This window comes from Streptomyces sp. NPDC058678, assembly GCF_042714835.1.
Classification (GTDB): Bacteria; Actinomycetota; Actinomycetes; order Streptomycetales; family Streptomycetaceae; genus Streptomyces.
In genome coordinates, this window is the sequence record NZ_JBHXSG010000022.1 from 38,469 (window position 1) to 57,749 (window position 19,281).

Here is a 19,281-nt window from a genome sequence, read left to right on the forward strand (position 1 = left end):
TGCCCCGTGAGTGAAGAGAGCACTGCCGTGACGCATCCGTTTCTGGATCTGGCCCCGTTGACCGCGGCGCACTTCGCGTCGATCGAGGACCGCGTGGCGCGTCTGCTGAGCACCGGGCAGGACGTGGTGATCACGCAGGGCGAGGCGCTGCTGCCGCTGGAGGGTGCGATCCGTTCCACCGCCGGACCGGGCACCACGGCGCTCAACGTGATCACCGGCCCGTACGGGCAGACCTTCGGCGACTGGCTGCGCGACTGCGGCGCCCGGGTCGTCGACCTGGCGGTGCCCTTCCACACGGCCGTCACCGCCGAGCAGATCCGGGACGCCTTCGCCGAGCATCCGGAGATCGACTTCGTGTCCCTGGTGCACGCCGAGGCCGCGACCGGCAACACCAACCCGGTCGCGGAGATCGGCGAGGTCGTACGGCGGCACGGTGCCCTGTTCTACCTGGACGCCGTCGCCTCCATCGGCGCGGAGCCGGTGCTGCCGGACGCGTGGGGCGTCGACCTGTGCGTGATCGGGGCGCAGAAGGCGATGGGCGGGCCGGCCGGGGTCTCGGCCGTGTCGGTGAGCGAGCGGGCGTGGGCGCGGATGGCCGCGAATCCGGGGGCGCCGCGACGGTCGTACCTCTCCTTGCTGGACTGGAAGGAGAGGTGGATCGACGGCGGCCGCAAGGCACTGCTGCACGCGCCGGCACAGCTGGAGATGCTCGCGCTCGAGGCGTGCCTCGAACGGATCGAGGCGGTCGGCCTGGACACCGTGATGGACCGGCACCGGCGTGCCGCCGTGGCGACCCGGGCCGGCGCACGGGCGCTGGGCGGGGGCCTGGAGCCGTACGTGTACGAGGACGCCGAGGCCGCGCCGGTCGCCACGACGCTGAGGGCGCCGTCGGGGGTGGTGGCGTCGGAGTTGGTGGCTCGGGCCGTGGAGTCGGACCCGGCGGTGCCGCTGGTGGCGGGCGGCGGTGCGCTGGCCAAGGAGATGATCCGGGTGAATCACTACGGGGTGGACGCGACGCGGGGAGCGGTGCGGGCGAGCCTTTCGGCGCTCGGTGCCGCACTGGCCGCGAAGGGGTTGACCGTGGACGTGGAGGGGGCGCTCCGGGCGGCGGAAGCTACGTGGCGGTAGTCGTCGCCGACTGAGGTCTCGGTTCTTTCGCCCCCGCCGCCCCTACCCGTCCCGTCCCTGGGACTGCGCCCCCAGACCCCGCTTTCGGCCCCGAAGGGCCTCGTCCTCGAACTCCCCCAGAGGGGGACCCCCAGACGGGCTGAGATACGCCAACCCCCCATGTAATGCTCGCCATATGACGATGACCCTTCCCGACGGCCGTCCCATCCCCTTCATGACCGGCGACGAGCGCCCCATGCTCGAGAGCTGGCTCGCCTTCCACCGGGCCACGCTGGAGCTGAAGTGTGCGGAGCTGGACGACGCGCAGGTGCGGACCGCCTCGGCGGAGCCGTCGTCGCTCACGCTGCTCGGGCTGGTGCGGCACCTCGCGGAGGTGGAGCGGAACTGGTTCCAGCGGGTGGCCGCGGGGACGGACGTACCGCCGCTGTACGCGGACGGGACGGGCTGTGCCCTCGACCCGGAGCAGGGGCTCGACGAGGCGCTGGCGGTGTGGCGGCGGGAGATCGCACGCGGCCACGAACTGTGTGCGGGGCGGTCGCTGGACGACGTGGGGCGGATCGCCGACGGGTTCATGGCCGGGATCGAGGTCAGTCTGCGGTGGGTGTACCTCCACATGATCGAGGAGTACGCGCGCCACAACGGGCATGCCGACATTTTGCGGGAACGAATCGACGGGGTTACCGGAGCCTAATTCCGAGCTAATTCCGGGTATTCTTTTGCGTGCAGCTTCCCGTATTCTTCTGCCCGCTTTTTCTCGACTTAAACGCAAAGATTCTGCGAACGTCGGTCGATGGAATTCGGGCAGATCTCGTGGGGATTACATGGCTGTGACGCGTTACACATGCCGCCCGCTTTGCCCCCCATTATCCGGTCAAATGGTCTCATTCTTCCGCATGCACCCGCGCGGATAACACAAGCAGCGCCTGGACGTAACCCCACCCGGCGATGCATTTTTCAATTTCCCTCGGTAAATTCACTCGGCATGACTGCCGCACAAGCAGACCTGCAAATCGACCGCCCGGCGGTGGCGGACGGAGCCGCGCTGTGGCGGATGGCAAGGGACTCGAAGGTCCTCGACCTGAACTCGTCCTACAGCTATCTGCTGTGGTGTCGCGACTTCGCCGCCACGTCGGCCGTCGCTCGCGACGAGCACGGCGCGCCGGTCGGCTTCGTCACCGGCTACGTACGGCCGGACCGCCCCGGCACCCTGCTCGTCTGGCAGGTGGCGGTGGACGAGTCGTACCGCGGGCGCGGACTCGCCGCCGCCCTGCTGGACGGGCTGGTCGCGCGCACCGCCGCCGAGCGCGGTGTGACCGCCGTCGAGACCACCATCACGCCGGGCAACACCGCCTCCGAGCGGCTGTTCACGTCGTTCGCCGAGCGTCACGGCGCCCGCCTGGAGCGCGAGGTGCTGTTCGACGCCGGTGTGTTCCCCGACGGTCCGCACGACCCCGAAGTCCTGTACCGCATCGGGCCCCTGTCCCTCACTCCCGCCGCCTGACCCCCACGCAACGAGGAGCGATTCGTCGTGACCATCACCCAGCCCGACCTCAGCGTCTTCGAGACCGTCGAGTCCGAGGTGCGCAGCTACTGCCGCGGCTGGCCCGCCGTCTTCGACCGTGCGCAGGGCAGCCGTATGTACGACGAGGACGGCCATGAGTACCTCGACTTCTTCGCCGGAGCGGGCTCGCTCAACTACGGCCACAACAACCCCGTCCTCAAACGGGCGCTGATCGACTACCTGGAGCGGGACGGCGTCACGCACGGTCTCGACATGTCGACCACCGCCAAGCGGGCCTTCCTGGAGTCCTTCCAGAACCTGGTGCTGCGGCCGCGCGACCTGCCGTACAAGGTCATGTTCCCCGGGCCGACGGGCACCAACGCCGTGGAGGCCGCGCTGAAGCTGGCGCGGAAGGTGAAGGGGCGCGAGGCGATCGTGTCGTTCACCAACGCCTTCCACGGCATGTCGCTCGGCTCGCTCGCCGTGACCGGCAACGCCTTCAAGCGGGCCGGCGCGGGCATCCCGCTCGTCCACGGGACGCCGATGCCGTTCGACAACTACTTCGACGGGCAGGTCCCGGACTTCCTCTGGTTCGAGCGACTGCTCGAGGACCAGGGCTCCGGGCTCAACAAGCCCGCCGCGGTGATCGTGGAGACCGTGCAGGGCGAGGGCGGCATCAACGTGGCCCGCCCGGAGTGGCTGCGCGCGCTCTCCGAGCTGTGCCAGCGGCAGGACATGCTGCTCATCGTCGACGACATCCAGATGGGCTGTGGACGTACGGGCGCCTTCTTCTCCTTCGAGGAGGCCGGCATCACCCCGGACATCGTCACCGTGTCCAAGTCCATCAGCGGCTACGGCATGCCCATGTCGCTGTGCCTGTTCAAGCCCGAGCTGGACATCTGGGAGCCGGGCGAGCACAACGGCACCTTCCGCGGCAACAACCCCGCCTTCGTCACGGCCACCGCCACGCTGGAGGCGTACTGGGCGGACGGGTCCGTGATGGAGAAGCAGACCCGCGCCCGTGGTGAGCAGGTCGAGCAGGCGTTCATCTCCATCACCGAGGAGAACCTCGCCGACGTGAAGGAGTACCGGGGACGCGGGCTCGTGTGGGGCATGGAGTTCCACGACAAGGAGCGCGCCGGCAAGATCGCGCACCGCGCCTTCGAACTCGGGCTGCTCATCGAGACGTCGGGCCCGGAGAGCGAGGTCGTGAAGCTGCTGCCGGCGCTCACCATCACGCCCGAGGAACTGGACGCGGGGCTGAGCATCCTCGCCCGCGCCGTCCGCGAAACCGCCTGACCCCGATCAGGACAACCACCAGTACATCCACCTAGGAGGCATCGCAGCACCGTGATCGTCCGTTCGTTCAAGGACATCGAAGGCACCGACCGGCACGTGAAGGCCGAGTCCGGCACCTGGGAGAGCAAACGCATCGTCCTCGCCAAGGAGAAGGTCGGCTTCTCGCTGCACGAGACGATCCTGTACGCGGGTACGGAGACGTCGATGTGGTACGCCAACCACATCGAGGCCGTCGTGTGCGTCGAGGGCGAGGCCGAGCTCACCGACGACGAGACCGGGCAGAAGTACTCGATCACGCCCGGGACCATGTACCTGCTCGACGGCCACGAGCGGCACACGATGCGGATCAAGGAGGACTTCCGCTGCATCTGTGTCTTCAACCCGCCCGTGACCGGCCGGGAGGACCACGACGAGAACGGTGTCTACCCGTTGCTCACCGAACCCGAGGAGGTGTGACATCACCATGACCACCGCCACCAGGATCCCCGATCTCTACCCCAGTCGTGGCGCCACCGAGGTGGCCACCGAGCGCAAGGACCCGGTCGTGTGGTCCCCGCCCGGTACGCCCGGGCCGGTGACCCACGCCGAGCTGCAGTCCTTCGAGCGCGACGGCTTCCTCGCCATCGACCAGCTCATCGGACCGGACGAAGTGCCTCTCTACCACAGCGAGTTGGAGCGACTCGTCACGGATCCCGCGATCCGGGCCGACGAGCGGTCCATCGTCGAGCCGCGGACCCAGGAGATCCGGTCCGTCTTCGAGGTGCACAAGATCAGCGAGATCTTCGCCAACCTCGTGCGTGACGAGCGGGTCGTCGGCCGGGCCCGGCAGATCCTCGGCTCGGACGTGTACGTCCACCAGTCGCGGATCAACGTCAAGCCCGGCTTCGGCGCCAGCGGCTTCTACTGGCACTCCGACTTCGAGACCTGGCACGCCGAGGACGGTCTGCCGAACATGCGGACGGTGTCGGTCTCGATCGCACTCACCGAGAACTACGACACCAACGGCGGTCTCATGATCATGCCGGGGTCGCACCGTACGTTCCTCGGGTGTGCGGGGGCCACGCCGAAGGACAACTACAAGAAGTCCCTGCAGATGCAGGACGCGGGCACGCCGTCCGACGAGGCGCTGACCGCCATGGCGAGCGATTACGGCATCAAGTTGTTCACCGGCAAGGCCGGTTCGGCGACCTGGTTCGACTGCAACTGCATGCACGGCTCGGGCGACAACATCACGCCCTTCCCGCGCAGCAACGTCTTCATCGTGTTCAACAGCGTGGAGAACGAGGCGGTCGAGCCGTTCGCGGCGCCGGTGCGGCGGCCGGAGTTCATCGGGGCCAGGGACTTCACTCCGGTGAAGTAGGTCCTCGGGGAGCGGGCGGTGTCACAGCCATGCCAGTGACGCCGCCCGCTCCAGCACGTTCCGAACGGCCCCCTCGACCCCGCCCGCGCCCCGCGGCACCTCGCTTCGGCGCGTATACGGGCTCGTCCTCCGGGCGACCACAAGCCGCCTCCCCGTCGACGGCACGGCCGCCTGTGCGGCCCGGTCGGCGGCCGGGTTCAGCCGGACAGGACGTCCAGCAGCCGGTCCACATCCGCCGTCGTGTTGTAGAGGTGGAAGGAGGCGCGCAGGTTGCCCGCGCGGTTGGAGACCTGGATGCCCGCGTCGGCCAAGTCGGGCTGGCGGTGGCCGAGTCCGGGCACGGAGACGATCGCCGAGCCGGGTGCGGGGAGGGGTTCGTGGCCGAGGCCGGCGAGTCCCGAGCGGAACCGGTCGGCCAGGGCGAGGTCGTGGGTGCGCACCGCGTCCACGCCGAGTTCCTCGACGAGTTCGAGGGAGCGGCGCATTCCGGCGTACGAGAACAGGGCGGGCGGCAGGTCGAAGCGGCGGGCGGAGTGGGCGAGTTCGGTGACGGGGCCGTAGCAGCTGTCCCAGGGGTTCTCCCCCGCGACCCAGCCCGCCAGGATCGGCGTCAGCGCGCCGAAGTCCTCGGGCACGACGAGGAAACTCACTCCGTGCGGCCCGAGCAGCCACTTGTACCCGACCGAGACCGTGTAGTCGTACCCGTCGGCCTCGGTCCGCAGCCAGCCGGCGGACTGGGAGACGTCGAGGTACGTCCGGGCGCCGTGCGCCCGGGCCGCCTCCCGGAGGGCGGGCAGGTCGGCGATCCGTCCGTCGGCCGACTGCGCGGAGCTGACCGCGACGAGCGCGGTGCCGTGGCGGACGGACTGGGCGAGCCGCTCCAGCGGCACGGCCCGGACCTTGAGGTCCCCGCGGGTGTGGAAGGGGTTCACGACGGAGGTGAAGTCGTCCTCGGCGGTGAGCACTTCGGCGCCCGCGGGCAGCGAGGCGGCCACCAGTCCGGTGTACGCGGCGACCGAGGATCCGGCCGCGACCCGGCCGACCGGGACGCCGGCCAGCCGGGCGAAGGCGGCCCGGGCGGCCTCCACGTCGGCGAACAGCGGGTCCAGCGGCCGGCCCTCGGCCCTGAGCTGCACGGCCTCGTGCAGGGCCGCGACGGTACGGGCCGGCAGCAGCCCACTGCTCGCGGTGTTGAGAAAGGTGTTCTTCGGGGCGAACTCGGCACGGACGAGGCTCTCGAAGGTCTCCATGGGACCACTGTGAGCCCCTGCCGACCTCCGGTCCATTGCGAATTTTTACGTGATTCCTCTTAGGGCTGCTTATACGTCCGCCCCGACCTGCAGGTTTCCTCAGTGCTGCGGCACCGCGCACCCGTCCGGACCGCACGCCTCCGCGCCCGCCCGGTCGATCAGCTTCAGCGGCGGACGCTCGCCCCACGCCTGCGTCAGCGCCTCGGCGAACACCTCGGCGGGCTGGGCGCCGGAGACGCCGAACTTGCGGTCGAGGACGAAGAAGGGCACGCCGTTCGCGCCGAGCTCGGCGGCCTCGCGCTCGTCGGCGCGGACCTCGTCGGCGTAGGCGGCCGGGTCGGCGAGCACCCTGCGGACGGCGTCGGCGTCGAGCCCCGCGGCGACGGCCAGCTCCACCAGCCGCTCCTCGCCCTCGGCGAAGACGGACCGCTCCTCGGCGAAGTTGGCCTTGTAGAGCAGGGCGAGGAGCTCGTCCTGGCGGCCCTGCTCCTTGGCGAGGTGGAGGAGGCGGTGCATGTCGAAGGTGCTGCCGTGGTCGCGGTCCCGGGTGCGGTACTCCAGTCCCTCGGCGGCGGCCTGCGCACCGAGGTTCTCCTCGCCGGCCTGGGCCTGCGCCTCGCTCATGCCGTACTTCTTGGTGAGCATCGTGATCACGGGCTGGATGTCGTTCTTGGCGCGGCCGGGGTCCAGCTCGAACGACCGGTGCACCACCTCGACCTGGTCGCGGTGCGGGAAGGCCTCCAGCGCCTTCTCGAAGCGGGCCTTGCCCACGTAGCACCAGGGGCAGGCGATGTCGCTCCAGATCTCGACGCGCATGGTGGCAGCACTCTCCAGGTCGTAGGGGTGCGGAGGCTCTCTCCGGTGAGTGTGTGAACGTTCAAGCAGCGGGTTTCATTCCCCGGGTCTCGACGGCCGCGGTTCCCAGGCGGCTGAACTGCGCCCGGTAGGCGCTCGGCGTCAGTCCGGCCCGCCTGACCAGATGTGCCCGCAGCGAGTCGGCCGTGCCGAGACCGCTCTCGCGGGCCACCTGGTCCATGGGCAGGCCGGTGGTCTCCAGGAGTTCCTTGGCGCGCTCGATGCGCTGGTGGAGCAGCCACTGGAGGGGGCTGACCCCGCTCTCGGCGTGGAAGCGGCGCGTGAGGGTGCGTACGGAGACTCCGGCGTGGCGGGCCAGGTCGCTCAGGGCGAGCGGCTTGTCGAGATTGCGCATGGCCCAGCCGCGGGTGTCGGCGCAGGCGGTGCCGCGCTCGGGCGGCAGCGGGGTCTGCGTGAACTGGGTCTGGCCGCCGGGACGGACGGGGGCGACCAGGGTGAGCCGGGCGACCTGGTTGGCCGCGGCGGCGCCGTAGTCGGTGCGGATGATGTGCAGGCACAGGTCGATGCCGGCGGCGTAGCCGGACGCCGTCAGATACGGCCCGTCCTGCACGAACAGCACGTCTCCGCACAGGTCGACCTCCGGGTACCGCCTGCGGAGTTCCTCGGCGTGCGCCCAGTACGTCGTGGCCCTGCGCCCCGCCAGCAGGCCCGCCTCGGCGAGCTGGAAGGCGCCGGTGCACAGGGACGCGATCCGCTTGCCGGCGGCGGCCGCCTCGCGCACGGCGGCCACGATCCTCGCCTCCGGCTCGAACGGCGCCCCGGTACCCGCCACCAGCACCGTGTCCGCGTCCCGCACGGCGTCGAGACCGTGCCGTACGTGCAGATCGAGGCCGCCGGTGGTGGGCACCGGTCCCGGCTCGGCCGCGCAGATCACCACCTCGTACCCCGGCCGCCCGTCCCTGACGACCTTGCCGAAGAGCATCTCCGGGATGGCGAGGTTGAACATCGACACCGGCGAGGGCGCGATGACGACGACGCGGTGCGGGACGACCGACTGGGTCATGGCCAGAACCTCCGGTCATATGGCATTCCGGCCACTACTGTACGTCGGCGGAGATCCGCAGCATGGAGCCATGCCAACGAACCGGACCCTCCAGGCCGACGAACACGCCACCATCCGACAGGAGTTGGAGTCCGATCGGCCCTCCCCGGCACTCACCCTCACGGCCGCCCTGCTCGGCTTCGCGCTGATCTGCCTCGACGCGTCCGTGGTGAACGTGGCGCTGCCCGCGATCGGCTCCTCCTTCGGCAGCGGCATGTCCGGTCTGCAGTGGGTGGTGGACGCGTACACCCTGGCCTTCGCCGCGCTGATGCTGTCCACCGGGGCGTTCTCCGACCGGGCGGGGGCGAGCCGCGCGTACGCGCTGGGCACCGCGGTGTTCACGCTCGCCTCGGTGGCCTGCGGGCTGGCGCCGAACCTGCCGGCCCTGATCGGCGCGCGGGTGGTGCAGGGCGTGGCGGCGGCCGTGGTGCTGCCGGCCTCGCTGGCGCTGGTGCGGCAGGCCTACGCCGAACCGGCCAGGCGGGCACGGGCGGTGGCCCTGTGGGCGGCCGGGGGATCGGCGGCGGTGGCGCTGGGCCCGGTGGCGGGCGGTGCGTTGACGACGGCCTGGGACTGGCGTGGGATCTTCTTCGTCAATCTGCCGGTGGGGCTGGTGATCCTTGCCCTGCTGGTGCGGGCCCCACGCTCGGAACGTCGTCCGGCACCGCTGGATCTGCCCGGCCAAATGACGGCGGTCCTGGCCCTGGTGGCCCTGACGTTCGCCGTGATCGAGGGCGGGGCGGCGGGTTGGGCCGCGGGGGCGGTGGCCGTCGTCGCCGGTGCCGCGTTTCTGCGGATCGAGGCGCGCCAACCGCACCCGGTCGTCCCCCTCGGGCTCTTCCGCGACCGGACCGTCACCGCGACGGTCGCGGCGGGTGCGGCGGTCAGCGTCGCCTTCTACAGCATGGTGTTCGTCTTCTCGCTCTTCTTCCAGCAGGTGCAGGGACGCTCCGCGCTGGCCGCGGGGCTGATGTTCCTGCCGATGACCGGGCTGATCGCGGTGACGAACGTGGCGGCGGGCAAGCTCGCCGGCCGCTACGGTCCCCGGCTGCCCATGCTGGTGGGGCAGGGGCTGGCCGCCGCGGGACTGCTGGTGCTGCTGTACGTCGACGCCGGCACACCGTCGGCTCTGGTGGCCGTTCTCCTCGTCCCCATGGCGCTGGGCTGCGCACTGACGGTGCCGCCGCTGACCGCGGCGATGATGGACGCCGTCCCCGCCGAGCGGGCGGGGCTGGCGGCCGGGGTGCTCAACTCGGCGCGCCAGGTGTCCGGGGGTCTGGGGATCGCCGTGTTCGGGGCGCTGGTCTCCGACGGGTTCGTCGAGGGGATGCGGCTGAGCCTGGTCATCAGCGCGGCCCTGCTCGCGGTGACGTTCGCGCTCAGCTGCCGTCTCTCAGGTCCTTCGGCCAGCTAGGGCGGAACTCGATGTGGTCGTAGGTCACCACGCAGCCCTCCCCCAGCGGCGACTGCGCCATGAACCCGACCAGGGCCGCGCCGGTCTCCTTCTCGTCCCCGAGGGTGAAGAGCCGGACGAAGGTCCAGCGCTGTCCGTCGCGGGAGGCGTGGAAGGCGAAGGCGCGGCCGGTGCGGCTCACCCTGAGCCACACGGAACTGCCCTGGACCGTCCAGGAGTTGGCGTCGTCGGAGTGCCCCCGGGTGACCACCGTGCAGACGGTGGCCACGTCCGGGGAGTACTCCAGACACAGCTTGGCCCAGGCCCGCTCACCGACGTGGACGTACAGCACCCCCGCGTCGAAGGCCCCGGCGAACCCCACCGTGACGCGCGCGATCAGCTGGAAGTCCCCTTCGGGGTCGCCCAGCAGGCGCGGCGCGTCGGAGGCCGGGTCCAGGCCTTCGCCGGTCGGCGGCACGAACCGGTCCTGCCGGGGGCCCGCCCACCCGGTGAGCACACCGTCCTCGTGGGACCAACTGCCGTCGGGACCATAGGTACGGAGAGGAAAGGGCAGTTCGGGAATCTCCACGTCCGGTACCTGTTCGTCTCAGGGGCAAACTGCACGTCCCACAGGGGCGCGGGGAACTGCGCGACCGGCCACGACGGACCGGCAGCCGGCAGTCCACCGCACCCCTACGGCGCTATCGTTCCAGGCGCCCGTTGAACCGACGCGGCAGCCCCAGCGGATTCTCGTCCCGAAGCTCCGCGGGAAGCAGCGCCTCCGGCGCGTTCTGGTACGCGACCGGCCGCAGCCACCGCTCGATGGCGGTGCCGCCGACGGACGTCGACGTCGACGTCGTGGCCGGGTACGGACCACCGTGATGCTGGGACGGGGCCACGGCGACACCCGTCGGCCACCCGTTCACCAGCACGCGCCCGGCCAGCGGCGTCAGCTCGGCGAGGATCTCCGCGCCACGCCCCTCACCGGCCGACTCCTCCGCCGACAGGTGGACCGTCGCGGTGAGGTTGCCGGGGAGACGGGACAGCACGGCCTGCGCCTGCGCGTCGTCGTCGTAGCGAGCCACGACGGTCACCGGACCGAAGCACTCCTCCAGGAGGAGGTCGTACGCGCCCTCGCTAGTCAGCTTCTCGGCCGACACCGTCAGGAAGCCCGCGCTCACCGTGTGCTCGCCACCCGCGCCGGGCGTCACCGGGGTCTCCACGTCGGGCAGCTCGGCCCGCTCGGCGACGCCCGCGACGAAGTTGTCCCGCATGCGGTGGTCGAGGAGCACCCCGGCCTCGGTGTCGCTGACGGCGTCGGTCAGGGACTTCAGCAGCCGGTCGCCCGACGCACCGGACGGGGCGAGAACGAGCCCCGGCTTCACGCAGAACTGGCCGACACCCAGCGTCATCGAACCGGCGAGGCCCGCGCCGATCGCCTCGGCGCGTTCCGCGGCCGCCGCCTCCGTGATCACGACGGGGTTCAGTGACCCCAGCTCGCCGTGGAACGGGATCGGCACCGGCCGCGCGGCCGCCGCGTCGAAGAGGGCACGCCCGCCTCGAATGGAACCCGTGAAGCCCGCCGCGGCGACCAGCGGGTGCTTGATCAGCTCGATGCCCGCCTCGAAGCCGTGGACGAGGCCCACGACCCCGTCCGGGATGCCGTGCTCGGCGGCGGCCCGGCGCAGGACGGACGCGACCAGCTCGGACAGGCCCGGGTGGTCGGGGTGGGCCTTGACGACGACCGGGCAGCCCGCGCCCAGCGCGCTCGCGGTGTCGCCGCCGGCGACCGAGAAGGCGAAGGGGAAGTTGGAGGCCGAGTAGACGGCGACCACACCGAGCGACACCTTGTAGCGGCGCAGGTCGGGGATCGGCGGCGTCGCGGTGTCGTCCGGGTGGTTGATGACGACGTCGAGGAAGGCGCCCTCGTCGACGATGTCCGCGAAGGCCCGCAGCTGGTAGCAGGTGCGGGCGAGTTCGCCGGTCAGCCGGACCGGGCCGAGCGCGGTCTCGGCGTCGGCGGCCTCGACGAGGTGGTCCCTGGACGCCTCCAGGCCGGCCGCGGCGCTGCGCAGGAAGGCCGCGCGGACCGTGCGGTCGGCGAGGGCGCCGCGCGCGGCGTGCGCGGCGCGGACGGCGGCGTCCACCTCCTGGGCTGTGGCCTCCACCGCAACCTGTTCACGCTGCTTCCCGGTTCGGGGGTCGACACTCCAGACTGGTGCTGCTGCCACCGCGGGTCCCTCCACATTGCTTTGCCGGCTTTATTGCCGCAGTTCCTAGGTCATCCACCAGGGTCGTTCGATATGCTGAACGCTGTCTCTGATGGTGAATATGCTGTCGGAGACTATTTCCCGTCGAACGAAGGGGTCAAGGGCGATGTCGGCAGCCGAGACAGGCGGCGGGGCACAGGTCAAGTCCGCGGTACGAACCGTTGAACTGCTGGAGTACTTCGCCGGGCGCCCCGGTATGCATTCCCTGGCCGCGGTCCAGGAGGCCGTCGGGTACCCCAAGTCCAGCCTGTACATGCTGCTCCGCACGCTCGTGGAGCTGGGCTGGGTGGAGACGGACGCGACGGGCACACGGTACGGCATCGGTGTGCGGGCGCTGCTGGTCGGCACGTCGTACATCGACGGCGACGAGGTGGTCGCGGCGGCCCGCCCGACGCTGGACCGCCTCTCGGACGACACCACGGAGACGATCCACCTGGCGCGTCTGGACGGCACGAACGTCGTCTACCTCGCCACCCGCCAGTCGCAGCACTATCTGCGCCCCTTCACCCGGGTCGGCCGCCGCCTGCCCGCGCACTCCACGTCGCTGGGCAAGGCGCTGCTGAGCACCTACTCGGACGAGCAGGTCCGCAAGATGCTGCCCGAGACCCTGCCCGCCCTGACCGAGCACACGATCACCGACCGGGAGAAGCTCATCGAGGAGCTGCACCAGGTGCGGGACCAGGGCTTCGCCGTGGACCGCGAGGAGAACACCCTGGGGCTGCGCTGCTTCGGCGTGGCGATCCCCTACCGCACTCCGGCGCGCGACGCGATCAGCTGCTCGGTGCCGGTGGCCCGGCTGACCCCCGCCCACGAGCAGATGGTGAAGGACGCCCTGTTCGACGCCCGTGACCGGCTGACGCTCGCCACCCGGAGGCTCTGAACCATGCGGGTCGCACTCCGCGACGTCCACGACAGCGACCTGCCGGTCTTCTTCCGGCTGCTGAACGACCCGGAGGCCCTGCGCATGGCGGCCTTCGCCCCTCGGGATCCGGCCGACCGGGACGCCTTCGAGGCCCAGTGGAAGAAGCTGAGGTCGTCGGCCGACGTGGTGCGGACGGTCCTGTTCGACGGTGACGTGGTGGGCAGCACGGCCGTGTACGGGGAGCCGGGCGAGCGCGAGGTCACCTACTGGATCGACCGCATGTACTGGGGCCGGGGCATCGCCACCGCCGCTCTGGGCGCGCTGCTGACCGAGGTGCCGGAACGCCCGCTGTACGCACGTGCCGCCGCCGACAACGAGGGGTCCCTGCGGGTCCTGACGAAGTGCGGCTTCCGCGCGGCCGCCCGGGCCACGGGGTACGCGAACGCCCGCGGCGAGGAGATCGACGAGGTCGTGCTGACGCTGGACGCCTGAGTGCGGGCGGGCCGGCTTCATGAACGCCCGATGAGAAATCCGCCGGAAGGGAACGTTCCGTCCGCTTCCGCTCGTCGTTCTGAGCGGGATGAACAAAACGATCAGGCGCGCCTCCGTCTTCACACTGCTCCTGGTGTTCGCTCTGCTGATCAGGGCGACCTGGGTGCAGTTCTACGACGCCAAGGCGCTCGCGGACAACAAGGACAACCGGCGCAATGCGATCGAGCTGTACAGCGAGCCGCTCGGCGACATCGTCGTGGGCGGAAAGTCGGTCACCGGCTCGGCGCCCACGACCGGCAGCGACCTCAAGTACAAGCGGACGTACACGGACGGCAAGCTGTACTCGGCCGTCACGGGCTACAGCTCGCAGGTGTACGGGGCGACGCAACTGGAGGGCATCTACCAGGACCTGCTCGACGGGACGGACACCCGTCTGAAGACCGTGATGGACACGGTCACCGGCAAGCGGGCCGACCCGGGCAACGTGATCACGACGATCGACCCCGCCGTACAGAAGGCGGCGTACGACGCGCTCGGTGACAAGAAGGGCGCCGCCGTCGCGATCGACCCGACCACGGGCAGGATCCTCGCGGTCGTCTCCACGCCGTCGTACGACCCGTCGACGCTCGCCACGGGGACCGGCGACGCGTGGACACAGCTGACCAAGGACCCCGAGAAACCGATGACGAACCGGGCGCTGCGCCAGCCGCTGCCGCCGGGCTCGACGTTCAAGCTGGTCGTCGCGGCGGCCGCGCTGGAGAACGGGCTGTACTCCTCGGTGGACGAGCGGACGGACAGCCCGAACCCGTATCCGCTGCCGCTCTCCAACAGGGTGCTGTCGAACGAGAACCCGTCGGCGCCCTGCGAGAACGCCTCGATCCGGGTGGCCCTGCAGTACTCCTGCAACAACGTCTTCGGGAAGATGGCCGTAGACCTGGGCCAGGACAAGGTCCGCGCGCAGGCGGAGAAGTTCGGGTTCGACGACGCCTCGCAGGACGTGCCGGTGCGGGCGTACGAGAGCGTGTACCCGAAGGACATGGACAAGGCGGAGACGGCTCTGACCGGCATCGGCCAGTTCGACGTGACGGCGACGCCGCTGCAGATGGCCATGGTGTCGGCGGCGATAGCCAACGGCGGCAAGCTGGTCTCGCCGCACATGGTGTCGCAGATCACCGACAGCGGCGGTGACGTCCTGGAGAACTACGACGACAACACGGACACCACGGAGATCGTCAGCTCCTCCACCGCCGAGCAGTTGCAGTCGGCGATGCAGACGGTGGTCGAGAAGGGCACCGGCACGAACGCGCAGATCTCGGGCGCGACGGTGGGCGGCAAGACCGGTACGGCCCAGCACGGCGAGAACAACAGCCAGACGCCGTACGCCTGGTTCACGTCGTACGGCAAGACCGACAGCAAGGAGGTCGCCGTGGCGGTGGTCGTGGAGCAGTCGAACGCGGCCCGGTCGGAGGTCAGCGGTAACGGGCTGGCCGCGCCGGTGGCCAAGGCCGTGATGGAAGCGGCGCTGCAGAACTAGCGACCCCGGAAAGCCGGGGACAGCCTCGACGGAGGCCGTCCCCGGACCCGACTGCTTCGCTACCGCGCTACTTCGCGCCGAGGATCTGCTCGATCGGGTCGATCGCGAAGTACACCAGGAACAGCGCCGAGGTCGCCCACAGCAGCCAGTGGATCTCCTTGGCCTTGCCGAGGACCGCCTTGATCACCACGTAGGCGAGGAAGCCGGCGCCGATGCCGTTGGTGATGGAGTAGGTGAACGGCATGACGGCGATGGTCAGGAACGCCGGGATGGCGATCTCGTACTTGTCCCAGTCGATGTGCTTGACCTGCGTCATCATCAGGAAGCCGACGGCGACCAGGGCCGGGGCGGCCGCCTGCAGCGGGACGATGGTGAGCAGCGGGGTCATGAAGAGGGCGAGGGTGAACAACCCGCCGGTGATCAGGTTGGAGAAACCGGTGCGCGAGCCCTCGCCGACGCCGGCCGCCGACTCGATGTAGGACGTGGCGGAGGAGGACGAGGCCGCGCCGCCCGCGACCGCCGCGGCACCGTCGATGAGCAGCACCCGGCCGAGGTTGGGGACCTTGCCCTCCTCGTCCAGGAGGCCGGCTTCGGCGCTGATGCCGACGACGGTGCCCATGGTGTCGAAGAAGTCGGAGAGGATCAGCGTGAAGATCAGCAGGACGACGGTGATCACGCCGACGCCGGCCGCGTCGAAGGCGCCGAACAGGCTGAAGTGACCGATGAGCCCGAAGTCGGGGGTGTCGACCACCTTGTCGGGCCAGGCGGGCGTGGTCAGGCCCCAGGCCTTGATGTCGGCGATCGAGTTGATGATCATGGCGATGATCGTCATGGTGACGATGCTGATCAGGATGGCGCCCTTGACCTTGCGGGCGAGCAGTCCGATCGTCAGCAGCACACCGAGGCAGAAGACGAGAATCGGCCACCCGGTGAGGGCGCCGGTGGCGCCGAGCTGGACCGGGACCGTGGTGCCCGCGATGTCCGGGATACGAGTGACGAAGCCGGCGTCGACGAAGCCGATGAAGGCGATGAACAGACCGATGCCGACGCTGATGGCCTGCTTGAGGGCTTGCGGTATGGCGTGCATGACGGCCTCGCGCAGTCCGGTCACCACCAGGACGCAGATCAGCAGGCCTTCGAGGACGACCAGACCCATAGCGTCGTCCCAGCTCATCAGCGGGGCGATCTGGAAGGCGACGACCGCGTTCAGGCCGAGGCCGGCGGCGAGCGCGAGGGGCAGGTTGCCGCCGACGCCCATGATGATCGTCATGACGGCGGCCACCAGGGCGGTGGCGGTGGTGAGTTGGACCGCATCCAGCTGGTCGCCGAACTTGTCCTTGGCGCTGCCGAGGATGATGGGATTCAGGACAAGGATGTAGGCCATCGTGAAGAAGGTGGCGAAGCCGCCGCGTATCTCACGGGCGAAAGTGGATCCCCGCTCGGAGATCTTGAAGAACCGGTCGACGCTGTTCGCCGCGGGTGGCGGGGCACTTCGCCGGTCGGCCACCTTCTGCGGTTCGGACATGGTTGTTGCTCCTTGTTGCCTGAATGATCGGTGTGCGGATGCTGGCTGGATTGTTCCTGCGTTGAACCTGTTTCAGGTTTTCTCCGTGTTACGGAATCGGGGTCGGGGGACCATACAGCGTTCGAAGGTCCGTACGAACCACGTGTTCGATCACTGCTACGCTTCCGGATCTCGTCCCGGCGGACGCCGGACGATCACATGTCATTCACATGACACGCACAGGGTCCCCTGCGGGTGCCCGAGTCGCCGTGAGGAGAGGTCTGCCCGTGGGCACAGTCGTCGACGACGCCGCCTCCGTGGAGTTCCATGCCTTCTTCGAGCGTCACTACGCCGAACTGTCCCGCCTCGCCCATCTGCTGACCGGCGAGGCGGACGCCGCCGACGACCTGGCGGCCGACGCGTTGCTGGCGCTGTGGCACCGCTGGGACCGGGTCCGCGCGGCCGACCATCCGGCGGCGTACGCCCGTGGCGTCGTGGCCAACCTGGCGCGCACCCGCATCCGCAGCGCGGTCCGCGAACGCCGGCGCATCGCGCTGTTCTGGTCGCAGCGCGAGGAGAAGATCGAGAACCCGGACGTCGCCGGCGTGGTGGACGTGCAGGAGGCGCTGCGCAGACTGCCGTTCCGCAAGCGGGCCTGTGTGGTGCTGCGGCACGCGTTCGACCTCTCGGAGAAGGACACCGCGCTCGCTCTCGGAGTCTCGGTCGGTACGGTGAAGAGCCAGACCTCGAAGGGGATGGCGGAGCTGCAGCGGCTGCTCGGCACGCAGGCGGCACCGCTTAGAGTGCATGCGGCGATGGCGCGTACCGGTGACGCCGTGGGAAGGGACCGATGACCATGCAGCGGGAGGTGCACGACGAACTGCGCGCCCGGCTGCACGAGGCTGCCGGAACGCACGAGCCCGACCGCGCCCGCATCCTGGCCCGGATCGAGCGCGGCATGACCGAACAGACCCGCACCGACCACCGGGCCACCCGTCCGCCGGTGTTCGGCTGGGTGCGGGTGGTCGCCGCCACGACCGCGGTCGCGGGCGTTCTCGGTGTCGGCGGCTACGCGGTGGCGTCCGCGGTGAAGGAGGACACTCCCCCGCAGAAGACGGTCGCGGTCACGGCGACGCCGTCCCCCGAGGCCACGAGCCGCGCGCCCGTTCCGCCCGCGGATCCGACGCCGAGCGCCCCGGAACGGTCCCCCGAGACCAGCACGTCGCCGTCGCGGACCCCGAGCGCCTCCGCCACCGCCGAGGCGCCCGCCGCCTCCGGCGTCGAGGACGGCCCGCTGTGGTCGGACGGCTCGGTGGACCCGCACAGCAACGAGTTCTGGGGTCAGAGCAACGTGACCCTCAAGACGGGCGGGAAACTCACCGCGCTCACCGTCCGGTTGAAGGTCAGGCAGACCGGCGGGGTGACGTCGGCGGGCGCCTGGCGATCCGCTCCCGAGGGCGACTTCACGGCGACGGTCGTCGAGCAGGACGGCTTCCTCGTCTACACCTGGGTGCTCAAGCCCGGCCGTTCCCTGTGGACGGGCGAGTGGGTGTTCGCGGGCCAGTACGACCACGACCGCGGCGGCCGGGACGCGCGGGACGACAGCTACACGATCACCGCCACCGTGGACGGCGAACAGCGTGCCGTGGCGGGCGGCTTCGCCGCCACCGAGGACGACTCGTAGAAAATTCCTGAAGGGGCGGCAACCCTCCCCCGGCCCGTGGCGACCAGGAAGCGCAAGGTTCCTCTCCCACGCAAGGAATGGGCATGACTGCACGAGCCGCACAGCGCGTCCGCCACCGCCGCCGGGTCACCACGAGGCGGACCGTGATCGCCTCGACCGCCGCGTTAGGCATCACCGGCGCGGCGATCGTCACCACGACGATGCTGTCCTCCGCCGGCGCCGCCTCGGCCTGGCCCACCGCCAAGGGCAGCAAGGCCGTGTCGTCCACCATCAAGGTGTCCGGCACGTACGACGGCAAGCTCACCAAGTTCTACGGCTCGGGCGCCCTGGGCGGCGACAGCCAGGACGAGGGCCAGGACCCGGTCTTCCAGCTGGCCGACGGCGCGGTCCTCAAGAACGTGATCATCGGTACCCCGGCCGCCGACGGCGTCCACTGCCTGGGCAGTTGCACCCTCCAGAACGTGTGGTGGCTGGACGTCGGCGAGGACGCCGCCACCTTCAAGGGCAAGTCGGCGTCGTCCGTGTACACGGTCCACGGCGGCGGCGCGAGGAACGGATCGGACAAGGTCCTCCAGTTCAACGGCGCGGGCAAGCTCGTGGTCAGCAAGTTCCAGGTCGAGAACTCCGGCAAGCTGGTGCGCTCCTGCGGCAACTGCTCCACGCAGTACAAGCGCACGATCATCATCAACGACGTGGACGTCACCGCGCCGATGAACTCGATCGTCGGCATCAACGCCAACTACGGCGACACCGCCGCCCTGCGCAAGGTGCGCATCCACGGCGACAGCGGCAAGAAGATCAAGACCTGTGTCCGCTTCCAGGGCAACAACACCGGCAAGGAACCCACCCAGATCGGTGTCGGCCCGGACGGAACGTCCTGCAGGTTCTCGTCGTCTGACATCACGTATCAGTGATCTCCTGACTCCGGGTCGTCGCCCAGACGTCCGACGGCCCGGACGCCGGTCGGCCAAGCCCCCCTTGGGCCGACCGGAAGCACTGGTCGAGCCCCCCTCGGCCGGTACGCGGAACGCCCCCGCCGGTGACGACCGGCGGGGGCGTTCATCCGTGCCGGCGCTGGGTGTGCTG

19 protein-coding genes are annotated in these 19,281 nt (G+C 70.2%); 13 read left to right on the forward strand and 6 right to left on the reverse strand.

The window, feature by feature from the left end; genetic code table 11:
- Positions 1 to 27: 27 nt before the first annotated feature.
- The 6 genes from ACFWWR_RS20930 (at position 28) to thpD (ending at position 5,288) form a co-directional block, all read left to right on the forward strand.
- Entirely contained in the window at positions 28 to 1,128 is a 1,101-nt protein-coding gene (locus tag ACFWWR_RS20930) for a pyridoxal-phosphate-dependent aminotransferase family protein (protein ID WP_384304705.1), read from the forward strand.
- Between the two features lie 175 nt (positions 1,129 to 1,303).
- Complete coding sequence (locus ACFWWR_RS20935) at positions 1,304 to 1,819, forward strand: DinB family protein (protein WP_383865252.1); 516 nt, start codon at positions 1,304 to 1,306, stop codon at positions 1,817 to 1,819.
- A 291-nt stretch (positions 1,820 to 2,110) separates the two neighbouring features.
- Positions 2,111 to 2,629, forward strand: a complete 519-nt coding sequence (ectA, locus tag ACFWWR_RS20940; protein ID WP_383865250.1) for a diaminobutyrate acetyltransferase — start codon at positions 2,111 to 2,113, stop codon at positions 2,627 to 2,629.
- A 27-nt stretch (positions 2,630 to 2,656) separates the two neighbouring features.
- Positions 2,657 to 3,928 carry a diaminobutyrate--2-oxoglutarate transaminase gene (gene ectB / locus ACFWWR_RS20945; RefSeq protein WP_383865248.1) on the forward strand — a complete coding sequence of 424 codons (1,272 nt, stop codon included), beginning with the start codon at positions 2,657 to 2,659 and terminating at the stop codon, positions 3,926 to 3,928.
- Positions 3,929 to 3,979: 51 nt separating this feature from the next.
- Positions 3,980 to 4,384, forward strand: coding sequence for an ectoine synthase (locus ACFWWR_RS20950; protein ID WP_053755492.1), 405 nt, complete (start codon positions 3,980 to 3,982; stop codon positions 4,382 to 4,384).
- Between the two features lie 7 nt (positions 4,385 to 4,391).
- The gene (thpD, locus tag ACFWWR_RS20955; RefSeq protein WP_383865246.1) at positions 4,392 to 5,288 is read left to right on the forward strand and encodes an ectoine hydroxylase; all 897 of its coding nucleotides are present in this window, start codon (positions 4,392 to 4,394) and stop codon (positions 5,286 to 5,288) included.
- Positions 5,289 to 5,485: 197 nt separating this feature from the next.
- Here thpD and ACFWWR_RS20960 read toward each other — a convergent pair whose 3' ends face one another.
- From ACFWWR_RS20960 to ACFWWR_RS20970, 3 genes are all read right to left on the reverse strand, one after another.
- Entirely contained in the window at positions 5,486 to 6,538 is a 1,053-nt protein-coding gene (locus ACFWWR_RS20960; RefSeq protein WP_384304708.1) for an aminotransferase class V-fold PLP-dependent enzyme, read from the reverse strand.
- 99 nt (positions 6,539 to 6,637) lie between these two features.
- Entirely contained in the window at positions 6,638 to 7,354 is a 717-nt protein-coding gene (locus ACFWWR_RS20965) for a DsbA family oxidoreductase (RefSeq protein WP_384304710.1), read from the reverse strand.
- Between the two features lie 61 nt (positions 7,355 to 7,415).
- Entirely contained in the window at positions 7,416 to 8,417 is a 1,002-nt protein-coding gene (locus ACFWWR_RS20970) for a GlxA family transcriptional regulator (protein ID WP_384304713.1), read from the reverse strand.
- Positions 8,418 to 8,487: 70 nt separating this feature from the next.
- Here ACFWWR_RS20970 and ACFWWR_RS20975 point away from each other — a divergent pair, with 70 nt between their 5' ends.
- Positions 8,488 to 9,870, forward strand: coding sequence for an MFS transporter (locus ACFWWR_RS20975; RefSeq protein WP_383865238.1), 1,383 nt, complete (start codon positions 8,488 to 8,490; stop codon positions 9,868 to 9,870).
- Here the strand turns inward: ACFWWR_RS20975 and ACFWWR_RS20980 are convergent.
- Both ACFWWR_RS20980 and ACFWWR_RS20985 read right to left on the reverse strand, forming a co-directional pair.
- Positions 9,836 to 10,438 carry a DUF1349 domain-containing protein gene (locus tag ACFWWR_RS20980; RefSeq protein ID WP_383865236.1) on the reverse strand — a complete coding sequence of 201 codons (603 nt, stop codon included), beginning with the start codon at positions 10,436 to 10,438 and terminating at the stop codon, positions 9,836 to 9,838. The genes ACFWWR_RS20975 and ACFWWR_RS20980 overlap by 35 nt on opposite strands.
- 112 nt (positions 10,439 to 10,550) lie before the next feature.
- The gene (locus ACFWWR_RS20985) at positions 10,551 to 12,080 is read right to left on the reverse strand and encodes an aldehyde dehydrogenase (NADP(+)) (RefSeq protein WP_383865234.1); all 1,530 of its coding nucleotides are present in this window, start codon (positions 12,078 to 12,080) and stop codon (positions 10,551 to 10,553) included.
- Positions 12,081 to 12,225: 145 nt separating this feature from the next.
- On the opposite strand from ACFWWR_RS20985, the gene ACFWWR_RS20990 reads away from it, so the two are divergent.
- The 3 genes from ACFWWR_RS20990 to ACFWWR_RS21000 all read left to right on the forward strand — a co-directional run bounded on the left by ACFWWR_RS20990 (position 12,226) and on the right by ACFWWR_RS21000 (position 15,007).
- Positions 12,226 to 12,999 (forward strand): IclR family transcriptional regulator, encoded by a 774-nt coding sequence (locus ACFWWR_RS20990; protein WP_217235771.1) that lies wholly within the window; start codon positions 12,226 to 12,228, stop codon positions 12,997 to 12,999.
- 3 nt (positions 13,000 to 13,002) lie between these two features.
- Positions 13,003 to 13,473: a GNAT family N-acetyltransferase gene (locus ACFWWR_RS20995; protein ID WP_383865232.1), complete on the forward strand. Its 471-nt coding sequence runs from the start codon at positions 13,003 to 13,005 to the stop codon at positions 13,471 to 13,473.
- Positions 13,474 to 13,561: 88 nt separating this feature from the next.
- Positions 13,562 to 15,007, forward strand: a complete 1,446-nt coding sequence (locus tag ACFWWR_RS21000; RefSeq protein WP_384304716.1) for a peptidoglycan D,D-transpeptidase FtsI family protein — start codon at positions 13,562 to 13,564, stop codon at positions 15,005 to 15,007.
- Positions 15,008 to 15,074: 67 nt separating this feature from the next.
- On the opposite strand, the gene ACFWWR_RS21005 is transcribed toward ACFWWR_RS21000, so the two are convergent.
- A complete protein-coding gene (locus ACFWWR_RS21005; RefSeq protein WP_383865228.1) occupies positions 15,075 to 16,532 on the reverse strand; it encodes an NCS2 family permease in 1,458 nt (485 codons plus the stop codon).
- A 266-nt stretch (positions 16,533 to 16,798) separates the two neighbouring features.
- Between ACFWWR_RS21005 and ACFWWR_RS21010 the strand changes: the two genes are divergently transcribed.
- The 3 genes from ACFWWR_RS21010 (at position 16,799) to ACFWWR_RS21020 (ending at position 19,109) form a co-directional block, all read left to right on the forward strand.
- Positions 16,799 to 17,365: a SigE family RNA polymerase sigma factor gene (locus tag ACFWWR_RS21010; protein ID WP_383865226.1), complete on the forward strand. Its 567-nt coding sequence runs from the start codon at positions 16,799 to 16,801 to the stop codon at positions 17,363 to 17,365.
- A complete protein-coding gene (locus ACFWWR_RS21015) occupies positions 17,362 to 18,195 on the forward strand; it encodes a hypothetical protein (RefSeq protein ID WP_383865224.1) in 834 nt (277 codons plus the stop codon). The genes ACFWWR_RS21010 and ACFWWR_RS21015 overlap by 4 nt, the downstream gene beginning before the upstream one ends.
- Positions 18,196 to 18,278: 83 nt before the next feature.
- A complete protein-coding gene (locus tag ACFWWR_RS21020; RefSeq protein WP_383865222.1) occupies positions 18,279 to 19,109 on the forward strand; it encodes a pectate lyase in 831 nt (276 codons plus the stop codon).
- Positions 19,110 to 19,281: the final 172 nt, after the last annotated feature.

Coding starts and splice junctions, on each gene's coding strand:
- ACFWWR_RS20935 (WP_383865252.1), top strand. CDS start 1,304: ATGACGATGACCCTTCCCGACGGCCGTCCCATCCCCTTCATGACCGGC.
- ectA (WP_383865250.1), top strand. CDS start 2,111: ATGACTGCCGCACAAGCAGACCTGCAAATCGACCGCCCGGCGGTGGCG.
- thpD (WP_383865246.1), top strand. CDS start 4,392: ATGACCACCGCCACCAGGATCCCCGATCTCTACCCCAGTCGTGGCGCC.
- ACFWWR_RS20960 (WP_384304708.1), bottom strand. CDS start 6,538: ATGGAGACCTTCGAGAGCCTCGTCCGTGCCGAGTTCGCCCCGAAGAAC.
- ACFWWR_RS20965 (WP_384304710.1), bottom strand. CDS start 7,354: ATGCGCGTCGAGATCTGGAGCGACATCGCCTGCCCCTGGTGCTACGTG.
- ACFWWR_RS20970 (WP_384304713.1), bottom strand. CDS start 8,417: ATGACCCAGTCGGTCGTCCCGCACCGCGTCGTCGTCATCGCGCCCTCG.
- ACFWWR_RS20975 (WP_383865238.1), top strand. CDS start 8,488: ATGCCAACGAACCGGACCCTCCAGGCCGACGAACACGCCACCATCCGA.
- ACFWWR_RS20990 (WP_217235771.1), top strand. CDS start 12,226: ATGTCGGCAGCCGAGACAGGCGGCGGGGCACAGGTCAAGTCCGCGGTA.
- ACFWWR_RS20995 (WP_383865232.1), top strand. CDS start 13,003: ATGCGGGTCGCACTCCGCGACGTCCACGACAGCGACCTGCCGGTCTTC.
- ACFWWR_RS21000 (WP_384304716.1), top strand. CDS start 13,562: ATGAACAAAACGATCAGGCGCGCCTCCGTCTTCACACTGCTCCTGGTG.
- ACFWWR_RS21005 (WP_383865228.1), bottom strand. CDS start 16,532: ATGTCCGAACCGCAGAAGGTGGCCGACCGGCGAAGTGCCCCGCCACCC.
- ACFWWR_RS21015 (WP_383865224.1), top strand. CDS start 17,362: ATGACCATGCAGCGGGAGGTGCACGACGAACTGCGCGCCCGGCTGCAC.
- ACFWWR_RS21020 (WP_383865222.1), top strand. CDS start 18,279: ATGACTGCACGAGCCGCACAGCGCGTCCGCCACCGCCGCCGGGTCACC.